At 32.7% G+C, this 18,129-nt stretch carries 17 protein-coding genes; 6 read left to right on the top strand and 11 right to left on the bottom strand.

Going from position 1 to position 18,129, the window contains the following annotated elements; all coding sequences use genetic code 11:
• Positions 1–28 precede the first annotated feature (28 nt).
• The 11 genes from FC091_RS10230 to FC091_RS10180 form a co-directional block, all read right to left on the bottom strand.
• A complete protein-coding gene (locus tag FC091_RS10230) occupies positions 29–1,837 on the bottom strand; it encodes a sodium:solute symporter (RefSeq protein WP_138434182.1) in 1,809 nt (602 codons plus the stop codon).
• Positions 1,838–2,029: 192 nt separating this feature from the next.
• Positions 2,030–4,549 (bottom strand): PIG-L family deacetylase, encoded by a 2,520-nt coding sequence (locus tag FC091_RS10225; protein WP_138434181.1) that lies wholly within the window; start codon positions 4,547–4,549, stop codon positions 2,030–2,032.
• A gap of 140 nt (positions 4,550–4,689) precedes the next feature.
• Positions 4,690–5,772, bottom strand: coding sequence for a magnesium/cobalt transporter CorA (corA, locus tag FC091_RS10220; RefSeq protein ID WP_138434180.1), 1,083 nt, complete (start codon positions 5,770–5,772; stop codon positions 4,690–4,692).
• A 3-nt stretch (positions 5,773–5,775) separates the two neighbouring features.
• Positions 5,776–6,309, bottom strand: coding sequence for a mechanosensitive ion channel domain-containing protein (locus FC091_RS10215; protein ID WP_076621050.1), 534 nt, complete (start codon positions 6,307–6,309; stop codon positions 5,776–5,778).
• Positions 6,310–6,349: 40 nt separating this feature from the next.
• Positions 6,350–7,273: a septum formation inhibitor Maf gene (locus FC091_RS10210; RefSeq protein WP_138434179.1), complete on the bottom strand. Its 924-nt coding sequence runs from the start codon at positions 7,271–7,273 to the stop codon at positions 6,350–6,352.
• Between the two features lie 115 nt (positions 7,274–7,388).
• Positions 7,389–7,979: a Maf-like protein gene (locus FC091_RS10205; RefSeq protein WP_138434178.1), complete on the bottom strand. Its 591-nt coding sequence runs from the start codon at positions 7,977–7,979 to the stop codon at positions 7,389–7,391.
• A gap of 1 nt (position 7,980) precedes the next feature.
• Positions 7,981–8,907: a geranylgeranylglycerol-phosphate geranylgeranyltransferase gene (locus FC091_RS10200; protein ID WP_138434177.1), complete on the bottom strand. Its 927-nt coding sequence runs from the start codon at positions 8,905–8,907 to the stop codon at positions 7,981–7,983.
• A gap of 9 nt (positions 8,908–8,916) precedes the next feature.
• Positions 8,917–9,231 (bottom strand): hypothetical protein, encoded by a 315-nt coding sequence (locus tag FC091_RS10195; RefSeq protein WP_138434176.1) that lies wholly within the window; start codon positions 9,229–9,231, stop codon positions 8,917–8,919.
• Positions 9,232–9,236: 5 nt separating this feature from the next.
• Entirely contained in the window at positions 9,237–9,770 is a 534-nt protein-coding gene (locus FC091_RS10190) for a KdsC family phosphatase (protein WP_138434175.1), read from the bottom strand.
• Positions 9,757–10,518, bottom strand: coding sequence for a Rossmann-like and DUF2520 domain-containing protein (locus tag FC091_RS10185; protein ID WP_138434174.1), 762 nt, complete (start codon positions 10,516–10,518; stop codon positions 9,757–9,759). Before FC091_RS10185 ends, FC091_RS10190 begins: the two co-directional genes overlap by 14 nt.
• Before the next feature lie 73 nt (positions 10,519–10,591).
• Positions 10,592–11,839 carry a hypothetical protein gene (locus FC091_RS10180; RefSeq protein WP_138434173.1) on the bottom strand — a complete coding sequence of 416 codons (1,248 nt, stop codon included), beginning with the start codon at positions 11,837–11,839 and terminating at the stop codon, positions 10,592–10,594.
• A gap of 150 nt (positions 11,840–11,989) precedes the next feature.
• On the opposite strand from FC091_RS10180, the gene FC091_RS10175 reads away from it, so the two are divergent.
• The 6 genes from FC091_RS10175 to ccsA all read left to right on the top strand — a co-directional run bounded on the left by FC091_RS10175 (position 11,990) and on the right by ccsA (position 18,064).
• Positions 11,990–12,607 (top strand): hypothetical protein, encoded by a 618-nt coding sequence (locus tag FC091_RS10175; protein WP_138434172.1) that lies wholly within the window; start codon positions 11,990–11,992, stop codon positions 12,605–12,607.
• Complete coding sequence (locus FC091_RS10170; RefSeq protein ID WP_138434171.1) at positions 12,586–12,981, top strand: hypothetical protein; 396 nt, start codon at positions 12,586–12,588, stop codon at positions 12,979–12,981. Before FC091_RS10175 ends, FC091_RS10170 begins: the two co-directional genes overlap by 22 nt.
• Positions 12,968–13,768, top strand: a complete 801-nt coding sequence (locus FC091_RS10165) for an ImmA/IrrE family metallo-endopeptidase (protein WP_171032505.1) — start codon at positions 12,968–12,970, stop codon at positions 13,766–13,768. Before FC091_RS10170 ends, FC091_RS10165 begins: the two co-directional genes overlap by 14 nt.
• Before the next feature lie 12 nt (positions 13,769–13,780).
• Positions 13,781–14,170, top strand: a complete 390-nt coding sequence (locus FC091_RS10160) for a group III truncated hemoglobin (RefSeq protein WP_138434169.1) — start codon at positions 13,781–13,783, stop codon at positions 14,168–14,170.
• Positions 14,171–14,225: 55 nt separating this feature from the next.
• Entirely contained in the window at positions 14,226–14,675 is a 450-nt protein-coding gene (gene mscL / locus FC091_RS10155) for a large conductance mechanosensitive channel protein MscL (protein WP_138434168.1), read from the top strand.
• Between the two features lie 194 nt (positions 14,676–14,869).
• Positions 14,870–18,064 (top strand): cytochrome c biogenesis protein CcsA, encoded by a 3,195-nt coding sequence (gene ccsA, locus FC091_RS10150; protein WP_138434167.1) that lies wholly within the window; start codon positions 14,870–14,872, stop codon positions 18,062–18,064.
• The last annotated feature ends 65 nt before the right edge of the window (positions 18,065–18,129 follow it).

Here is an 18,129-nt window from a genome sequence, read left to right as displayed (position 1 = left end):
TTTCGATTGTGCTTTTTTTATTTTTAACTTAAACTACTTTCTTAGTAAAACTTTGAAATAAATTAGCAATAACTATTACAACAACACAACCAAAAAGATTTAGCCATAAATAAGGCATCCAATCAAAAGCCCAGCCAATGATAACTATAGCCTGCGTAATTAAAGCGGCTGTAAAGACGCTATTCCCTTTTATACGTTTAAAGAAAAAGGCTAGTAAAAAAATGCCGAGCACGTTACCATAAAATATAGAGCCAATAATGTTTACAAGTTGAATTAAGTTTTCTGCCAAATCCGCAAAACAGGCAATAATTATCGCAACAATTCCCCAGCCTAAGGTAAACCACTTAGTCATATTTACCATATGCGTTTCACCTTTATCTTCCTTCAGATTTCTACCGTAAAGATCTATAGATGTAATCGTAGCCAAAGCATTAATTTCTGATGCCGTAGATGACATCGCTGCAGAAAGGATTACTGCCAATAATAAACCGATTAAACCTGTTGGTAAATGATTTAGAATAAACCGAATAAACATGTAATCTCTGTCATTGGTCTGTGTGTCTTTGGCAGCCTCCTTTGATAATTCGTTTAGTTCTTCAATTTTTTCATTGTAGGTGCCCTTCTTAATTAAACCAAAAGTATTTTCGTATACTTCTTTTTTTAGAGCGTCATATTTACTTGCATATTCAGGATCAATGGCTTTTTTAATAAGAACTTTAGAATTATGACGATATGTTTTTTCAATACTATCTATTTGAAAAAGTTGTTGTTTTAACTCAGGGTTTTCGTTCTTTGCATAAGCTAAACTAAGGCGTTGCTTCATGTCAAATAATTCTGCTTGTTTATCTTGGAGTGCTCTATATTCATTTCCGTATTCTGAAGCTAAAACTGTTTCCGTAGACTTGTCAATAAAATTTAATGGTGAAGGGTTAAACTGATAAAACACAAATACCATAACACCAACCAGAAGAATAAAGAACTGCATAGGTACTTTTAGTAGTCCGTTGAAGAGTAAGCCCATTTGCATTTCTTTTATGCTTTTACCAGAAAGGTAGCGTTGCACCTGACTTTGATCGGTACCGAAATACGATAACATTAAGAATGTGCCACCAATAAGTCCTGTCCAAACGGTATAACGATTTTCTAAATCGAAAGAAAAATCCAGTACTTGCATCTTTCCTGTAGCGCCTGCAATATCAATAGCATCAACAAAAGAAACTTCATTAGGTATAAGATTAATGATAATTATTAGTGCAGCGATCATACCAGCGAAAATCACAAACATCTGCTGTTTTTGTGTTACAGTTACAGCTTTAGTACCACCAGAAACGGTATAGATAATCACTAAAACACCAATGATAATGTTAAGGGTAACGATATTCCAACCTAATACAACTGAAAGAATAATGGCAGGAGCAAAAATGGTAATACCTGCCGCCAAGCCACGCTGAACTAAGAATAAAATAGCAGTCAGTGTTCTGGTTTTTAGATCGAAACGATTTTCGAGAAATTCGTAAGCTGTGTATACTTTAAGCCGATGGTAAATAGGAATAAATACCATGCAGATAACCACCATAGCAATCGGCAAGCCAAAATAGAATTGTACAAATCCCATACCGTCCGAAAATGCCTGACCCGTAGTAGAAAGAAACGTAATAGCACTAGCTTGTGTTGCCATTACAGACAAACCGATTGTCCACCATTTTGTAGTATTACCACCTCTTACATAATCTTGAACATTTTTACTACCACGTGTTTTCCATGTGCCATAACCTACAATGATGGCCAAAGTGGTAATTAAAACCGTCCAATCTATCCAGTCTAAAGTCTGTTGCATAGGCTTAAGCGAATGAAGCAGTTATAAAATAAAACAATACGATATAAAGTGCATTTGCGATGAGTACGATGGTGTACATCTTGTCCCATTTTTGCTTTGGTTGCGGTTGGTCTTGGTTGTGCATATATTTTAGTAGTTAGTAGTTAGTAGTTAGTGGTTAGTGGTTAGTGGTTAGTGGTTGGCTGTTAGTAATTAGTTTTTAATTTTACTAGCTTCTTCTTTACCAGCAGAAAGCAGATTGGCAAAAAGACGATATGCGCCAGAAACACCAGCAGGAAACTCTCTAAAAAAGCTTAAACCTGTATATATGTAGTTTCCTTTTCCGTATTTGGCAACCAATAAACTACCTTCTTTAGAAGACTCGCCTTTGTCGTTCATAGAAAGAAGTGGTGTAAATTCTTCTGACCATTCATTAGGAAAATACAAACCACGTTCTTGTACCCAACCTTCAAAATCTTGTGTTGTAATTTTATTTGGAAAATTTAATAGCGGATGACTTGGCTCAAGTATTTTAACTTCAGCATTTTCATCAGTAACACGATCTCTTGAGAGTTCTAAATCGTAAGGTGATAAATTTTCAACTTTTAAACGTCTGTTAGTGTTGTACTGTACAATGAGGTTTCCACCTTCTTTAACATAATCTAGTAAGAATTTTTGTTTAAACTTAAGTTCGTCCAAAATATTATACGCTCTAATACCTACAACAACAGCATCAAAATTAATTAGGTTTTCGGCTGAAATTTGATCTGGTTTTATAATGGTAACGTTGTAACCAATTTGTCTTAGACTTTCTGGCACGACATCTCCAGCACCTTCAATATAGCCTATGTTATTACCACGTTTATCAATGTCTAAACGAACCACTTTACTTACGCTTGGTATTAAAACGGTTTGGTACGGAATGTGACTGTAGTCTATTTCTACAAGTTCGTCAGTGTAATAGTCTCCATTACTATTTACCATTGGTGTAATAAGACCTTCACTCTGATTTTTTGGCGGAATCACTGTAAATACCACTTTTTGAACATCACCTTTATTAACAATTTCAATTTTTTGCTTTTGTGGATAGACGTTCCAATCGTTTGGATAAGCCATTTGCACATAACCTTCAATGGCGTCTCTACCAGCTTTTACAATCACTTCAATCTCTTTTTGTTGATCGTTTTCAAAAATAAAAACCTTATCAGAAATGCTTGCAGAGACTTCTGGTATTACTTCAAAAGGTCTGTACAATTCGCCTTTGTCTGGTTGCGAATACCGATATACTACAGGTTTGGTTATGGTGATAGGTGTCCCTTCAATGTTTAAATTAAAATCTACAAATGCAGCTCTTGGTGTTTCTGGTTTGCCTATCCATTGCGGATTATCAACATGATACATACCAAGTGTACTCTTTTTATTTAGCCAATACGGAGTCGTGTAGTGGCTGTTTTTTGGTATTGTAATGGCTTCGTTAAAATTTAACTTCTGGTTTTCTACCATATCCATTTCCTTAGAAATAGCATTGGGAAGTGTCGATAACTTATAGGATTTTAAATTAATTGATGCAGAGCTTCGGTTTAATGCTTCGATGTTTAAACTTACGGTAGCGTTAGGTGCTGCATGTGGTGAATTTGCTGATACCTCTAAGTATAAGCCTGCACAAGCTTCTATAATAGTTAGTAATTCTTTAGTTTTAATGGTTTTCCAATGCTCATCTTTTACATTTTGAAGTAATCTATAGGCTTCTAATAATTGTGGTAGGTGAGTGGCTGGGTTTTTAAAATTGAAATTCTCTTCAACGGAGTTTAAAATGTTTCCAATTGCTTTTCCACCTTCAATTCTATTCCAAGACGTATCTATTCCGGCAAAAACTGATTTGCTATCATCTAACGGTTCACCTTTTAAATATTCAATGTATTCTTGTTGTGTGCCTCGTTGTGATAAACGACCAAAACCCTGGCATAAGTGCTGACTGCTTGCCAAGGCAGCAACTTCGTTATTAGACATACCTTTACTCGGGTAATAAACACCAATATCAAAATTTAACATATTGCTTTTGTCGGCTTCTTCAAATTTTTCTTGGCTTCCATAAAACCACCAAGATATGTTAAAGAAGATACGCTTTGGCTGCCAAGTTTCTGTATATTTTAACTGCGATGGATATTGAGAAGCATCACTGGCCAAATCAAAAGCTTCCATACTTAGCATCGCAGAAGTTGTATGATGACCATGAGTTCTGCCAGGTGTTCTGTGGTCAAAACGGTTAATAATCACGTCTGGCTTAAAGGTTCTAATTGCCCAAACCACATCTGCCAAAACCAAATCTTTATTCCAGATCTCTAGGGTTTCGTCAGGATGTTTTGAGTAACCAAAATCGTTGGCTCTAGTGAATCTTTGTTCACCACCATCGACACGACGAGCTGCTAGTAATTCTTGGGTTCTAATGACACCAAGAAGTTCTCTAATTTCTGGACCTATAAGATTTTGTCCACCATCACCTCGTGTTAACGAAAGGTAAGCCGTACGTGCCTTAACTTGGTTAGACATATAAGATATTAATCGTGTATTTTCATCGTCTGGATGCGCTGCAACATACAAAACAGAACCTAAAACGTTTAGTTTTTGGACAGCTTCGTAGATTTCTGATGAATTAAATTTTTTGGGTTGTTGTGCAGGTAGTGAAACTATAAAGCCGAAAAGTAAAACAAGGCAAAGTTTAAAATGGTGCATTGTACATATTAGTTAGTTACGTTTCAAATATAAAAAAGTTAGCCACTAAAGCCTTGTATTTTGGTTTTGTTTAACGTTGAACTGGCTACAGAATTCAGACCTGTCAGGTTTTTAAAACCTTAAAGTTTTACCAAGCTATCTTACAACCACTTCTTTCTTTTAAAGTAAATGAGCAGCCCAACAAAAATAGTAAACATAACTCCCAAAAGCACAAAATAACCATTGCGGTATTCGAGTTCTGGTATGTATTTAAAGTTCATACCATAGAGGCCAGCTAAAAAGGATAATGGAATGAATATGGAAGACATAATGGTAAGCACTTTCATTACTTCGTTCATTCGGTTGCTTATAGTGGTCATGTACATATCCATTAAACTCCATATCATTTCACGGTAAATATCTATGTTTTCTGATACTTGAATTAAATGGTCGTAAATATCTCTGTAAAAGGTGATTGTGCGTTTGTAGATAAATGGATGATCTCCTTTTTCAATACGGTTTATAATTTCGCGAAGTGGAAAAATTGCCCTGCGTACTTTCAGAATTTCGCGTTTGAGTTGTTGTATGTCTATATTAACATTTTCTCTTGCGTTCCCTGAAAAGAGTTCGGTTTCTAAGTCTTCGATTTTATTGCCAAGGGTTTCAATGAGACTAAAGTAATTATCTACGATAGCATCAATTAATGCATACATTAGATAATCGGATTTTAATCCTCGTATTCTACCATTAGATAATCGCAAACGTTCTCTAATGGAACCAAAAACATCTCCTTCAGATTCTTGAAATGTTAACACATGATTTTTACCTAATACAATACTAACTTGCTCTATAACAATGTTTTCGTCGTCATCGTAATACAGCATTTTTAGCACAACAAACAAATAATCTTCATACTCATCAATTTTAGGGCGTTGCGAAGTATTTACAATATCTTCTAAAACCAGCGGATGCAGATCGTATTGTTTACCAATATCTTCAATTTTGTCTGTATGTTTAAGTCCGTCGACATTTATCCAGGTTACCGAGTCTGTTTCTTTATAGTTAATAGCATCTTCAATATTGAGTAATATAGACTCTTCAATATAGTCTTTTGTATAATCGAAGCATTCTACATGAAAATCTTTATCAGACTTTTTTCCTGTATAGATTAACGTACCAGGAACCTGACCAATATGTTTTTTAGATTCTTGGGTGCGCTTTTTCTTAGTTCGTCTTTTAATCATAATTTAAAGAATACTGCTATCGTCTAAAGCATCTTTCTTCATTAAAGTTACAGCTTTTTGAAGAATTAAGTTGTTAGGGTAAGTGACCAAATCGCCATTATCTTCTCTTAGTATAAGTTGAAATGCTCTAATGTCTTCTATAATGGCTTCTACGGGATAATCTTTATCGTGTATTTTTATTTTGTCACCAACTTTATATGGAAATGAAAAGAACATAATGACGCCTGAAGTAATATTGCTTAAAATGGACCAGATAGCAAATAATGCAATACCAATAACAGCAAAAACAGAAGAAAATACTAAGGTAATATCACTGGTTTTGGCACCGAGTATAAAAGCTTCTATCAACAATGCCAAAAGTACCAGGGTTACAGTAGCATAACGACCAATTAGTGCAGCTCTCGCTTCTGTTGTTCCACTTTTTTTGCCAATTTTGTTTACCGTGACAACAATTATTGCTCTTATAATTAGTAAAACTATGAGTACAATCGCAGAGTATATAATTTCGGATCGGTAAGTTTCAAAGAAATTAGACATAGCGTTTAATGGTTAATTACAAACAAAGGTAGCTAATAATCTATTGTAACTTTAATGTAGTTCTTAAACTTTCGTCTGCATTACTGTTTTTGTTCCAATAGGCTGATTTAATCGTTTCTAGTTTAGTAGCTTTGGTTGTTAAAGTCTTTGCTGATGCACCAAAACCGTTTGTTGATGTTTCTTCCCAACTTAAAATTTCGAAAGGGAATACTGTGTTAAAATTAATTTTCAAGCTTCGGTTTAACTTAGGGTAATTTAAGGTGTATGTGCCATCGTTTAAATTTGCAAAAGCTTTATAGGAAGTAATAGTTTTATGTTTTAATCTAGTAAACTCTAATGAAGGAATAATACTGATTTCACCAACTGGTAATGAATTTGGATTTATTCTCAGTTTGGTCCAAATCTCATTTTCTGTCCAGGTTTTTTCTAGTTTGAAATTTTGATCAGCTTCACCTTGAAAATAGGAATGTGAAGAAACTTCAAACTCATTACGATTATTAAGTTGTGTATATACATGTCCACACCATTCTTGTATAGAAGCTGAAACTTTTAATGCGTGTTGATTATTAGCTACAGGAAAAAATGTGCTCTGCATTATAGAATATGGATATATACCAGTATTGAATTTTTTGGTAGCATTTAATTTTAAAACTGGAATGTTTTTGTCACTGTAATTATCTGCTTTTACTTGTGTGTCTGGTAAAAAATCTTCAGTAACAAAAACTAAAACGGCTTTACCGTCTCTTATTTCTCCATAACGTACTTGTTCTAGTTTGTAAGATGTAATTTCGGCTTCGCCTGAATACCAATAGTCTTTAAATACTTGTGATAATTCTTCTTTAGGTTGTTTTTCTTCAATCTCTGGACGTAAATTTTCTGAGATTTCCGAAGTAGTTTCAACTGTTTCTTTACAACTTTGAAATGCAACTACTAAAACTGTGAGTATAAAAAGTAACTTTTTCATGTGCTAATATTTATTATTTTCAATAACCTGATAGTCAATAATAAGGATAGGGAAGGAAACTGTCTACTGACTGCCCAGTGCCTATTTTGGGCTTTCTTACAAAGTTACAATCTGCTTAAGTGTTGGCAATGGTATTTAACGTTTCATAAAGTAAATGTGTGGGTAAGCCAACGACGTTATTATAAGACCCTTCAATTTTAGTTATTGCAATGGCACCAATCCATTCTTGTATGCCATAAGCACCAGCCTTGTCTAATGGTTCGTAGGTGTTTACGTAGTACCAGATTTCTTCATCTGTTAATGCCTTAAACGTAACTTTGGTAATGGTATTTACAACTTTTTGTTGGGTTGGTTGTGTAAAGCAAATTGAGGTCATTACCTCATGGGATTTATTACTAAGCGATGTAATCATCCTGAAGGCATCATTCTTATCTTTTGGTTTTTCAACAGGTTTATTATTAAACCAAACAATAGTATCGCTCGTAATTAAAATATCGTTTTCTTTGAGTTCCGTTTTAAAGGCTTCAGCTTTTAATTTTGCTAAATAATCTGTGATTTCTGTGCCTTTTAAAGTTTCAGGATATACTTCATCTACAGGATGAAGACGCACTTCAAAATCTATATTCATAGACTTCAAAAAGGCATGGCGTCTTGGTGATGCCGAAGCTAAGATGATATTATAATCCTTTAGATTGTCGTTTAGCATATTACTTCAAAATAAAAGGGTAAAGACTCATAGAAAGCATGCCTGTGAGCATAACTAGTTTTAACATAAAACTAATATGTTTGTAATGCGATTGCTGTTCTGCACTAAAAATCTTTATGGCAATATAAATTAATGGAGCAACAACAAATATTAAAAAGTAACCGACTAAAATTTGTTGTGTGTATAAACTTGTGATAATGTAATAAACTACAGCGAAAATAGGAATTAAAGATAGCGCAAATGCAATTTTAGTAGCTCTATCTCTTCCTAAAACTATGGGCATGGTTTGCATACCAACCTTATGATCTCCGTTAATATCTTCAATATCTTTTATAACTTCTCTAACAAGATTTATTAAAAAGGCGAAAATAGCATAGTCTCTTATAATTTCTAAAAAAGGCATATTGGCCACATTGTTGAAAGACATCATGGAAGGGATTAATTCAAAAATACCAACCACCAAAATACTTAGTGCCACAACAATAGAAACCACAATATTCCCTATTAAAAACATCTGTTTTAAGGCAGTAGAGTAGATGTATAGCAACGCAGAGCTAATAAAAAAGACTACGAAAAGAGACGAATAATTAATGAGGTGCGAAAGGTAAAAACCCAATCCAACACCAATGACATTTAGAAGCATAAAGTAGGTGTAGCCATCCTTTTCTGAAATGTATTTATTGATAATGACTTTGCTTGGTTTATTCACCTTATCTGTGTCAATATCATAAATATCGTTAATTATATAACCTCCAGCCGCTATACACAGAGTAGCTACTACCAAAATAGCAAAGGCAAAAGTACCGAGCGTTGTTGTAACACCTTGACTTTCATTAAATGGAAGCAACAAAGCATATTTAATTAATATTTGCACAAGAGCAATCATAATTAGGTTTTTCCAACGGATTAGATTAAGAAAATGAATCATTATTAGGGATTAATGAGAAAGAATTTGATTGATTAGATAATAAATAAGATAAACTACAAAAGCAAAAATGATAAGGCTTATAATAACTGTTCTCCAGAATAGTTTACGTTCTTGTTTGCGGATTTTATTTTTAATTTTTTCTTTATCAGCTTTACTAAGATCTTTGTGCATAAACTCCATTTCGAAATGAAGATGTGCCTCTAAATCTAGTTTTTCTTTGTAAACAGAAAAGGGAGTACTTGTTTTTTGGTTAAAAGTAGATTGGTTGTTACCAAACCCTATATAACCAAAACCAGTACTATGTCGTCTGCTTCTACGAGCCATGTTATTTAATCGTATTTTGCGTCAAAATTACCATTCCATTTGTTGTGTACTTTTAGTACTTGCTCAATAACATCTCTAGCAGCGCCTTTCCCACCATTTTTATGTGAAATATACTTTGAAATAGCTTTAATTTCTGGAGCAGCATCTTGTGGACAACATGGTAAACCTACGAGCTTCATAACAGGAAAATCTGGAATGTCATCTCCCATATACAAAACTTCAGAAGCTTTAACGTTTTTCTTTTCTAAATAATCGTTGAGTTGTTCAATTTTATTGTGTGCGCCTAAATAAATGTCTTTTACACCCAAGCCTTGTAAACGTTTACGAACACCTTCGTTAGAGCCACCAGAGATTATACACACATTAAAACCAGCATCAACAGCAGTTTTTAAGGCAAATCCATCCTTAATACTCATTCTGCGAAGCATTTCGCCAGATGTGGTAATAGTAACAGTACCATCGGTAAGTACACCATCTACGTCAAAAATAAAGGTGTTTATATTTATAAGGTATTCTTTATAGCTTTTATCGTTGTCCATGTGTTTTTTTTATTGAAGCCGTTAATAATTCATAAATGGCTTTATGCTCTTCGTTTTCTAACTGTTTTAAATGACGCTTTATGGTTTTTTTATCGTTGCGTTTTGCTGGTCCTGTTTGAGCCATGTAGGGTGACATATCCTGAACCTTTCTGGCTGTTTCCAAAATTAATGGCTTAAGGATATCAAAGTTAATACTTTTAGCATCACTTATTTCGTGTGCTATTCTGTATAACTGATTGGTGAAATTATTTATAAAAACAGCAGATAAATGTAAAGTCTGTCTTTGTTCTGTATTGATTTTATAAGATTTACAACCCATGGTTTCAGCCAAATCTTTCATAAACTGAAGATTTGCTTTTTCAGTCACTTCAATACAAATAGGAATTTCATTAAAATCCAATTCCGCATCCTTAGAAAAAGTTTGTAGAGGGTAAAATACAGCACGTTGATTTTTTTTATCTAAATCGTGAATGGAAACACTACCAGACGTATGTGCTACCAATCTGTTTTCAAAAGGTAGTGCTCTAGAAAGCGATGCAATACTATCATCGCTAACAGCCATAATGTAAATGTCAGCACCTTCAAGTTGAGACAAATCATCTATAGTGTCAACTTCATTCGCATAAGAAGATATATCGCTGTAAGTACGATTATACCATTGTTTAACAGTAACATCTTTAGCGTTTTTAAAGGCTTTATATAAATGAGATGCAACATTTCCTGCACCTAAAATTGTAACAGTTATCATGCTGTAAAAATAGTAAGATTGTAATAAAATAAATAAACACCTAGATTTATATTGTTAATTACTTAATTGTAATTTAATCTCTTGATTTACCATAAAGAATTATATCTGAAATAATATATCTAAGCTTATCCTTTAAATCATACTCAATATCTAATTCTTCGGCTTTATTGCACATTTCTAAAAGCTTCTTAAAATTACCAACTTCATTATCAATTTTTCTATTAAAAATGTCAGAGAGCTTTTTAATAGATTTAAAACTACTTCTTGGAGCTTGAATTTTAGAAAGTATCTTCACTCTCAATTCATCTGGAGTATTAATTGTTTTTACACTTTTTAACTCTTCAATAAAGTTATCAGTTGTATTGAGAATACCATCTATTCCTTTTATAGATTCAAAAACGTTTTCAGGTTTTGTATTATGGTTTATAACTAAAGAGCTATTTTCTACCATTGAGTTCTTTTTTGGGATTAAATAAAAACCAGTAGAATCTTTTTGCAATACATTAATTATGTTAACAAAATTTAAAGAGCCTGTTCCTAAATCATTTGTAGTTATTCTAACTGCTGAAGATATATAACCAAAGGAGTCAGCTTTTTTAGCAAACTTCTCCGCTGCTATAATTTCTAATTTAGACTCACTAATTGCAACACTTCTTATTTCGTATTCAACACCAGGATTGTCTTGTATGTTTTTATAAAGACTTAACATGCCAACAACAAAAGTAAAATCAATACCATATTCATAATACCTCAAAGAAGTAATACCTCGAACATAGGTCGTTCCATCAAAATCAACTAAACGATAGCTTTTTTCTTTATTGTGACTATCATTGCTTTCTGCCATTTGTTTAAAATATTGCACATTATAATTTGCAAGTCCTGGTTGTCCAATTTTAAACAGGTTATTAGCATACTTTGTCATTACATATTCATCTAGAAAAGTATTTTTGGAATCATAAATTGCTATTGCTTTTAGGTCACCTTTTACTTCATCTATGTCTAAATATTCTTCAAAATTGAAAACTATATTAGTTTCATTGCTATCAGTAACAGCTTCTTCGAATACATCAATATTCTTGGTTTCAGCAATTATTTTATAGCGTTTATAATTGGAAAGTAACGACGAGATTCTATTATATACTAAATCAACATAGTCAATTGATATGTAGTTGTTTTTAATGCTTTCAACATTAAAAACTTCATAAATATCATCTTTATAAGGATGATTTTCAATCAAAGCACAAAGCTTTTCGATTTTAATTTTACCTGAACTCTTTTCAGGGTCAAGAAATAACTGTTTTTGTTTAAATTTTTCTACCATAACGTATTTTGGGTTTATAAATTATTTATTTGACTATGCTTCATAAAATTGGTTATTTGCATGTCTTTCAATAGTATATGCTCATTAGTGATTTTTTTTTGCCATCTTTATGGAAATATTTTATTCAACATGAGCATATTCTTATGAAACATGGCTATAGCAACTAAAAAAGAAATACTAGAACACCTAGATTCTATCGATATGAAAGAACTATTAGATAGGATGGAACATTATGTTCGTGGTCGTTTTTATAATAAATCTGAAAGCGCAAGAAAAGGTTTTGACTATTTAGACTTTTGCTATAATGTTCTTATTAAAGCATGCAATGAAACTAGAAATTGGGACAAGGATAAAACGTCATTTGAAAATTTTGTTTTTGGTTCTTTGAAAAGTGATTTACATAATTTTTTTAGAAAGCTTAAAAATGAAAGCAAAGGCTCTTCTCAAGAAAATGATATTATAAACAATGATGAAACCTATTTAATTGAAGTCAATGATTATATAGAATTAAGTGAAATTGAAGCAGATGATGAACCACAAATTATAGACTTTGATGAAATTTCAAAAGATACTTTGAACTCTTTAAAAGAACAGGGAGCTGATGATTTAGAATTGGCAGTATTTGAATGTTGGCTCTCTGGTTATTTTAAACCCAAAGAAATTGCTGAACTTAATGACACTACAACTATAGAAGTTAATAATGCTACTAAAAGACTGTCTAGAAAACAACTAAAACTACAAGAAAAATGGATAAGCTTAAAGAAATAATTGACAAGGGATTTACCGAAAGTCATCTTTCTGGAGATATCAATGATATACGTAAAAGTTTATCTGACTATGGTGTTGATTTAGATGCTAATTCACAACGTCAAGATAAATTAATAAAACAATTAAAATTTAAACTGCGTGCTTCAATAAATGAAGAGAAGGACAATGCTTTATTGAAAAAGGCTGTTGAATCCTTTCAAGATGCTATTCAGAAAGGACTTGACAAACCAATTGCTTATTTAAATCAACTTATAAAACAAAATCAAGTTGAATTTCAATTCAACAAACTTGACAAATTAAGTGAAGATGAAATAAAAGAAATAATAAAAGACCAAAATTTGATTGAAATCATTGAATTACTTGAAGACGAATAATAGAGGAAAAAATAAAGCAAAAGAAATTCTAGAAGAAATTGGATTTGATGAAATCACGGAATTATCTAACGAAGATTTGATAAGAGGATTTGGAATAATCTATATTTTTGAACATTTAGATAATGCAGATGGTAAAATTATTAGAGGGAAGAAAAGAACCATTATAAAGGTTAATTCCTCGATTCCTTATCCTGAACGAATCCGTTTTGTTCTTGCTCACGAATTAGGTCATTTTTTTTTACACGACAAATTAGAATTACATACAGACAATTCAAATACTTTAAATTGGTTTAATGTTGAAAACCAAGCTAAAAGGGGAATACAAGAGTTTGAAGCAAATGATTTCGCCTCTGAATTGCTAATGCCAGAAAAAATATTTAGAGAATTTGTAATTGGAAAATATTTTAGTCCAAATCTTATTAAAGAACTTTCTATTAGATTCAAAACTAGCCTAACATCAATTGTTTTTAGGTTAATCACTTTGGATATTTGTCCTTTATTTATAGTTTTTATAAATAATGGTATTGTTAAATATTGGAGGAAATCATCAGATTTGAAATGTTGGGTTGAAGATATAACTAAATTGCCACCTCCAGAAGATTCTGTTGCAGCTGAATATATTGCTGCTGACTATGATTTTATTTATACAGGAAAAGAAAAAGCTCAAGAAATTAGTCGTTCAACTTGGTTTAAATTGGGTGATTATCAAGAAGATTCTGACTTTATGGAATATTGTATTCCGAACAAAGAATTCAAGTCGATCATTAGTATTGTATGGGAAGCTTAGGATAATTAATGTATGAGTAAATCAGATATCAAAACCAGAGAGGATATATACCGTTTAGTCTCACAATTTTATGCAAAAGTGAGAGAGGATAAAGATTTAGGCCCATTCTTCAACGAAACTATTAAAGATTGGCATGCGCATCTAGAACATCTTACCACGTTTTGGGAGTCGAGTTTGTTTTTAAAAACTAGATATTACGGTAATCCTTTAGAGGCTCATGTTAAGGTAGATGAAGCGCACAATAATAGCATTACAGATCTACATTTTGGACTTTGGTTAAATCTATGGTTTCAAACTATAGATGAATTATTTGAAGGTGACTTTGCGGAAAATGCTAAACGACGCGCTCGTAAAATGGGAACTTTTCTATATCTCAAAATTTTTGAAGCCAGAAATAAATAACCCTTTCTTCTTTTTAACTTTGTTGGTCTAAGTGTTAATTTAAACCTAATCAAAAATGAAGCTATTAAAAGAATTCAAGGAATTTGCAGTAAAGGGTAATATGATGGATATGGCCATAGGTATTATAATAGGTGCTGCTTTTAATAAGGTTATAGATGTCCTTGCAAAACAAGTATTACTACCACCTTTGTCATTATTATCTGATGGTACAAATTTTCAGGATAAAAGATTGATTTTAAGAGAAGGTGTTGCAGATGATTCAGGTGCAATAACAACTAGCGAAGTAGCTGTTGAATATGGACAATTGTTCGAAGTATTTTTAGATTTTTTAATCATTGGTTTTACTGTGTTTGTTGTTGTTAAGGCTATGAATAAACTAAGAAATAAAGCGCAAGATACCAAGGATAAAACGGTTGCAACGCCAAAGGATATTGAGTTATTGTCAGATTTAAAAGGTTTGATGGAGGAGCAAAACAAACTCTTAAAATCTCAGATTTCAAAGTAATTGAAATACTCATTATTAATTCTCAATCATACAGAAAATGCTAATCTTAGATGCTCAGTAGGACTGTTGAAAACTATAAATATCAACCACTAGAAATAAATTGAAGAATTTTAACGCTTTTTTGGGTGTTTAAAATCAAACCCAAAACAGTAAAAAGCACTATCTTTGCACGAGCTTAAAAAGCCCTTAAGACTATGCAAAAGAAAATCGCAAACTTCCTCTTTTCTACTAAACTTACTGCTGTTTTATTTATCGCATTTGCAGTTGCTATGGCTGTTGGTACCATTTTAGATCGTAATATGGATACCTCACCAACGCCTTACACCAGAACGTTGATATACAATGCATGGTGGTTTGAAACGATCATGGTCTTTTTTGTCATCAATTTTGTTGGTAATATTTCGCGCTACAAACTTCTTAGAAAAGAAAAATGGTCTATACTTGTTTTGCACATATCATGGATACTAATTATTGTTGGTGCTGCAGTAACCAGATATATTGGTTACGAGGGAATGATGGCTATTAGAGAAGGGGAAACAGAAAGTCAATTTAGATCTCTAAAGACATATATAAGTGGAAGGATTGTTGGTGATTACGAAATCAATGGACAATTACAACAACGAAATATAATGGAAGAGGTAGATTTTTCACCTCGCCTAGATAATGACTTTGAGAAAACTTATGACTACGGTAATAAAGAAATAACTTTTCAACTCCGAAAATTTATAAAAGGTGCTGAGAAAGATGTTATTCCAGATGCTAGTGGTAAAAGCTACTTAAAGGTAGTTGAGGCAAGTAATAATGGTTCGCACAATCATTTTTTACAAGAAGGTCAAGTATCTAACATGCATAATGTTCTTATCTCCTTAAATAAAGAACAAGAAGGTGCTATTAATATTTACAACACTGATGATGGCCTCTTTATTAAATCACCATATGAAGGTGAATACCTCACCATGGCAACAGGTCAAACTGGGCAATTGGTAAAAGATAGTTTACAACCGCTTGCCTTGCGCTCGCGCTACATAATTGGTAATATGCAATTAGTTTTTCCAAAACCTGTAGTTAAAGGTGTTTTTGGGATTGTAAAAAAACCTACAATTTTGAAAGGTGATGATGATGGAGTAGTACTAGACGTTACAGCCAACGGAGAGACTAAAAGTATTAATCTACTGGGTGGCCAAGGAATTTACAACAGACTTGAAGAAATTAACGTTGGTGGCTTAGATATTGCCTTGCGCTATGGCTCGCGTTTAGAACAGCTGCCTTTTGAAGTAAAGTTAAATGATTTCATTGCTGAAAAGTATCCAGGTACAGAAAAAGCCTATTCTTCATATGAAAGCAAGGTAACAATCCTAGACGAAGAGAAAGGTGATTTTGACTACCATATTTACATGAATCACATTTTAGACCACAGAGGCTATAGGTTCTTTCAAGCTAGTTTTGATCCAGATGAGAAAGGTACAATACTTTCTGTCAACAATGACCGATGGGGAACCTACATTACCTATGCAGGATACATATTATTATATTTTGGATTAATGGCAATTTTATTTGCTAAGAACACAAGATTCGACAATATAAGACAGCGTCTATTTAAGTTGAATAAAAAGAAAGCAAAGATTATGACCACGATTGCTTTGCTTTTGAGTTTGTTGGGTTATACACAAGAACATTCTGCAAACGATGGTCACAATCACTCAAACGACATACCATCTAAAGCAAGTTTAGATTCTATTTTAAAGGCTAATGTTGCACCTATAAAACATACTGACAAGTTTTCTGAAATGGTGATTCAAGATTATGACGGACGTATGAAGCCAATTCATACTTATGCTTCAGAAATGCTCAGAAAGTTAAGTAAACATGATACTTATGAAGGGTTAAACGCAACGCAAGTTTTTTTATCTATTCAAGAAAGTCCTGTATTGTGGTACAACATTCCAGTAATTTATTTAACACCAAGAAAGGCTGATTCTATTAGAACTATAATAGGCGTAGATAAAGATCAGAAATACGTAAGTCTATTAGATTTTTTTACTGAAGATGGACGAAATAAATTAGGCCCATACATAGAAGAGGCTTTTAAGGCACAGGTTCCGAATGGATTTCAGAAAGAGGTAAAAAATACATACGGAAGATTAACGCTTCTATCTGATGCTATTGAGGGCAGAAACATAAGAATTTTTCCTGTGCCAGAGGATGAAAATAACAAATGGATATCTTCATTTGACTTTAAGCAAGGTGGTTACGATGAGGTTATAGAAGATGAATCATACAAAGCATTTGTAAAAAATGGCTTTAACTATTATTTGATGACATTAAATAATGCCAAACAATCTGGTAACTTTGAAAACGCAGATAAACTTTTGGGGGATTTTAAAAAAACACAGCAAAAGTATGGAAGCGAGGTTATGTTATCTGACGACAAGGTTAAGGCTGAAATATTATACAATAAATACGATATTTTTAAAAAATTATTTAGTTGGTATCTTTATGCAGCAACACTGCTGTTTATCTTTATCATTGTTCATATTTTCAACTACAAAAGCAAATGGTTAAAGACAGCCATAAACATTCTTATTGCTAGTATTATTGTACTATTTGTACTTCATACTGGTGGCTTAATCTGGCGTTGGTATTTATCTGGTCATGCACCATGGAGTGATGCTTATGAGTCTCTTATTTATGTGGCTTGGTCAGTATCTTTGTTTGGATTACTTTTTGGTAGAAAAAGTAATCTTACCATTGCAGCATCCGCTTTTGTAAGTGCTATAATTTTAATGGTGGCACATTGGGCTTGGATGGATCCGGCAATTGCAAATCTTCAACCTGTTCTACAAGGATATTGGTTAATGATTCACGTTTCGGTGATTGTTGCCAGTTATGGACCTTTCGCAATAGGTATGATATTGGGTGTTATAGCTTTGTTACTTATGATTCTTACTAACAAAGAAAATAAGAAACGCATCGATATCAATATTAAAGAGATTACTATAATTAATGAAATGGCACTAACGGTAGGCTTAATCATGTTAACCATTGGGAATTTCCTAGGTGGTATGTGGGCCAATGAAAGTTGGGGACGTTATTGGGGCTGGGATCCTAAGGAAACATGGGCGCTGATTAGTATTATGATTTACGCTTTTGTTATACATATGCGATTAGTACCTGGTTTACGTGGTAGCTGGATTTATAATTTAATGTCTGTACTTGCCTTTGGTAGTATTTTAATGACCTATTTTGGTGTAAACTTTTATTTATCGGGTCTTCATGCTTATGCTAGTGGTGATCAAATACTGAGTTTTCAATTTATAGCTATCACCCTTTTAATAATTTTCATTTTAGCGTTGTTTGCATACAGAAAATATAAAATTTACTACAAATAACCTGTTTTTTTAATTTCAATTAAAAAGGCATTATAAATTTTCATACCTTGAGGTTATAAAACTAA

Source organism: Winogradskyella algicola, from assembly GCF_005869935.1.
GTDB lineage: Bacteria > Bacteroidota > Bacteroidia > Flavobacteriales > Flavobacteriaceae > Winogradskyella > Winogradskyella algicola.
This window is presented reverse-complemented; position numbering and strand designations above follow the sequence as displayed.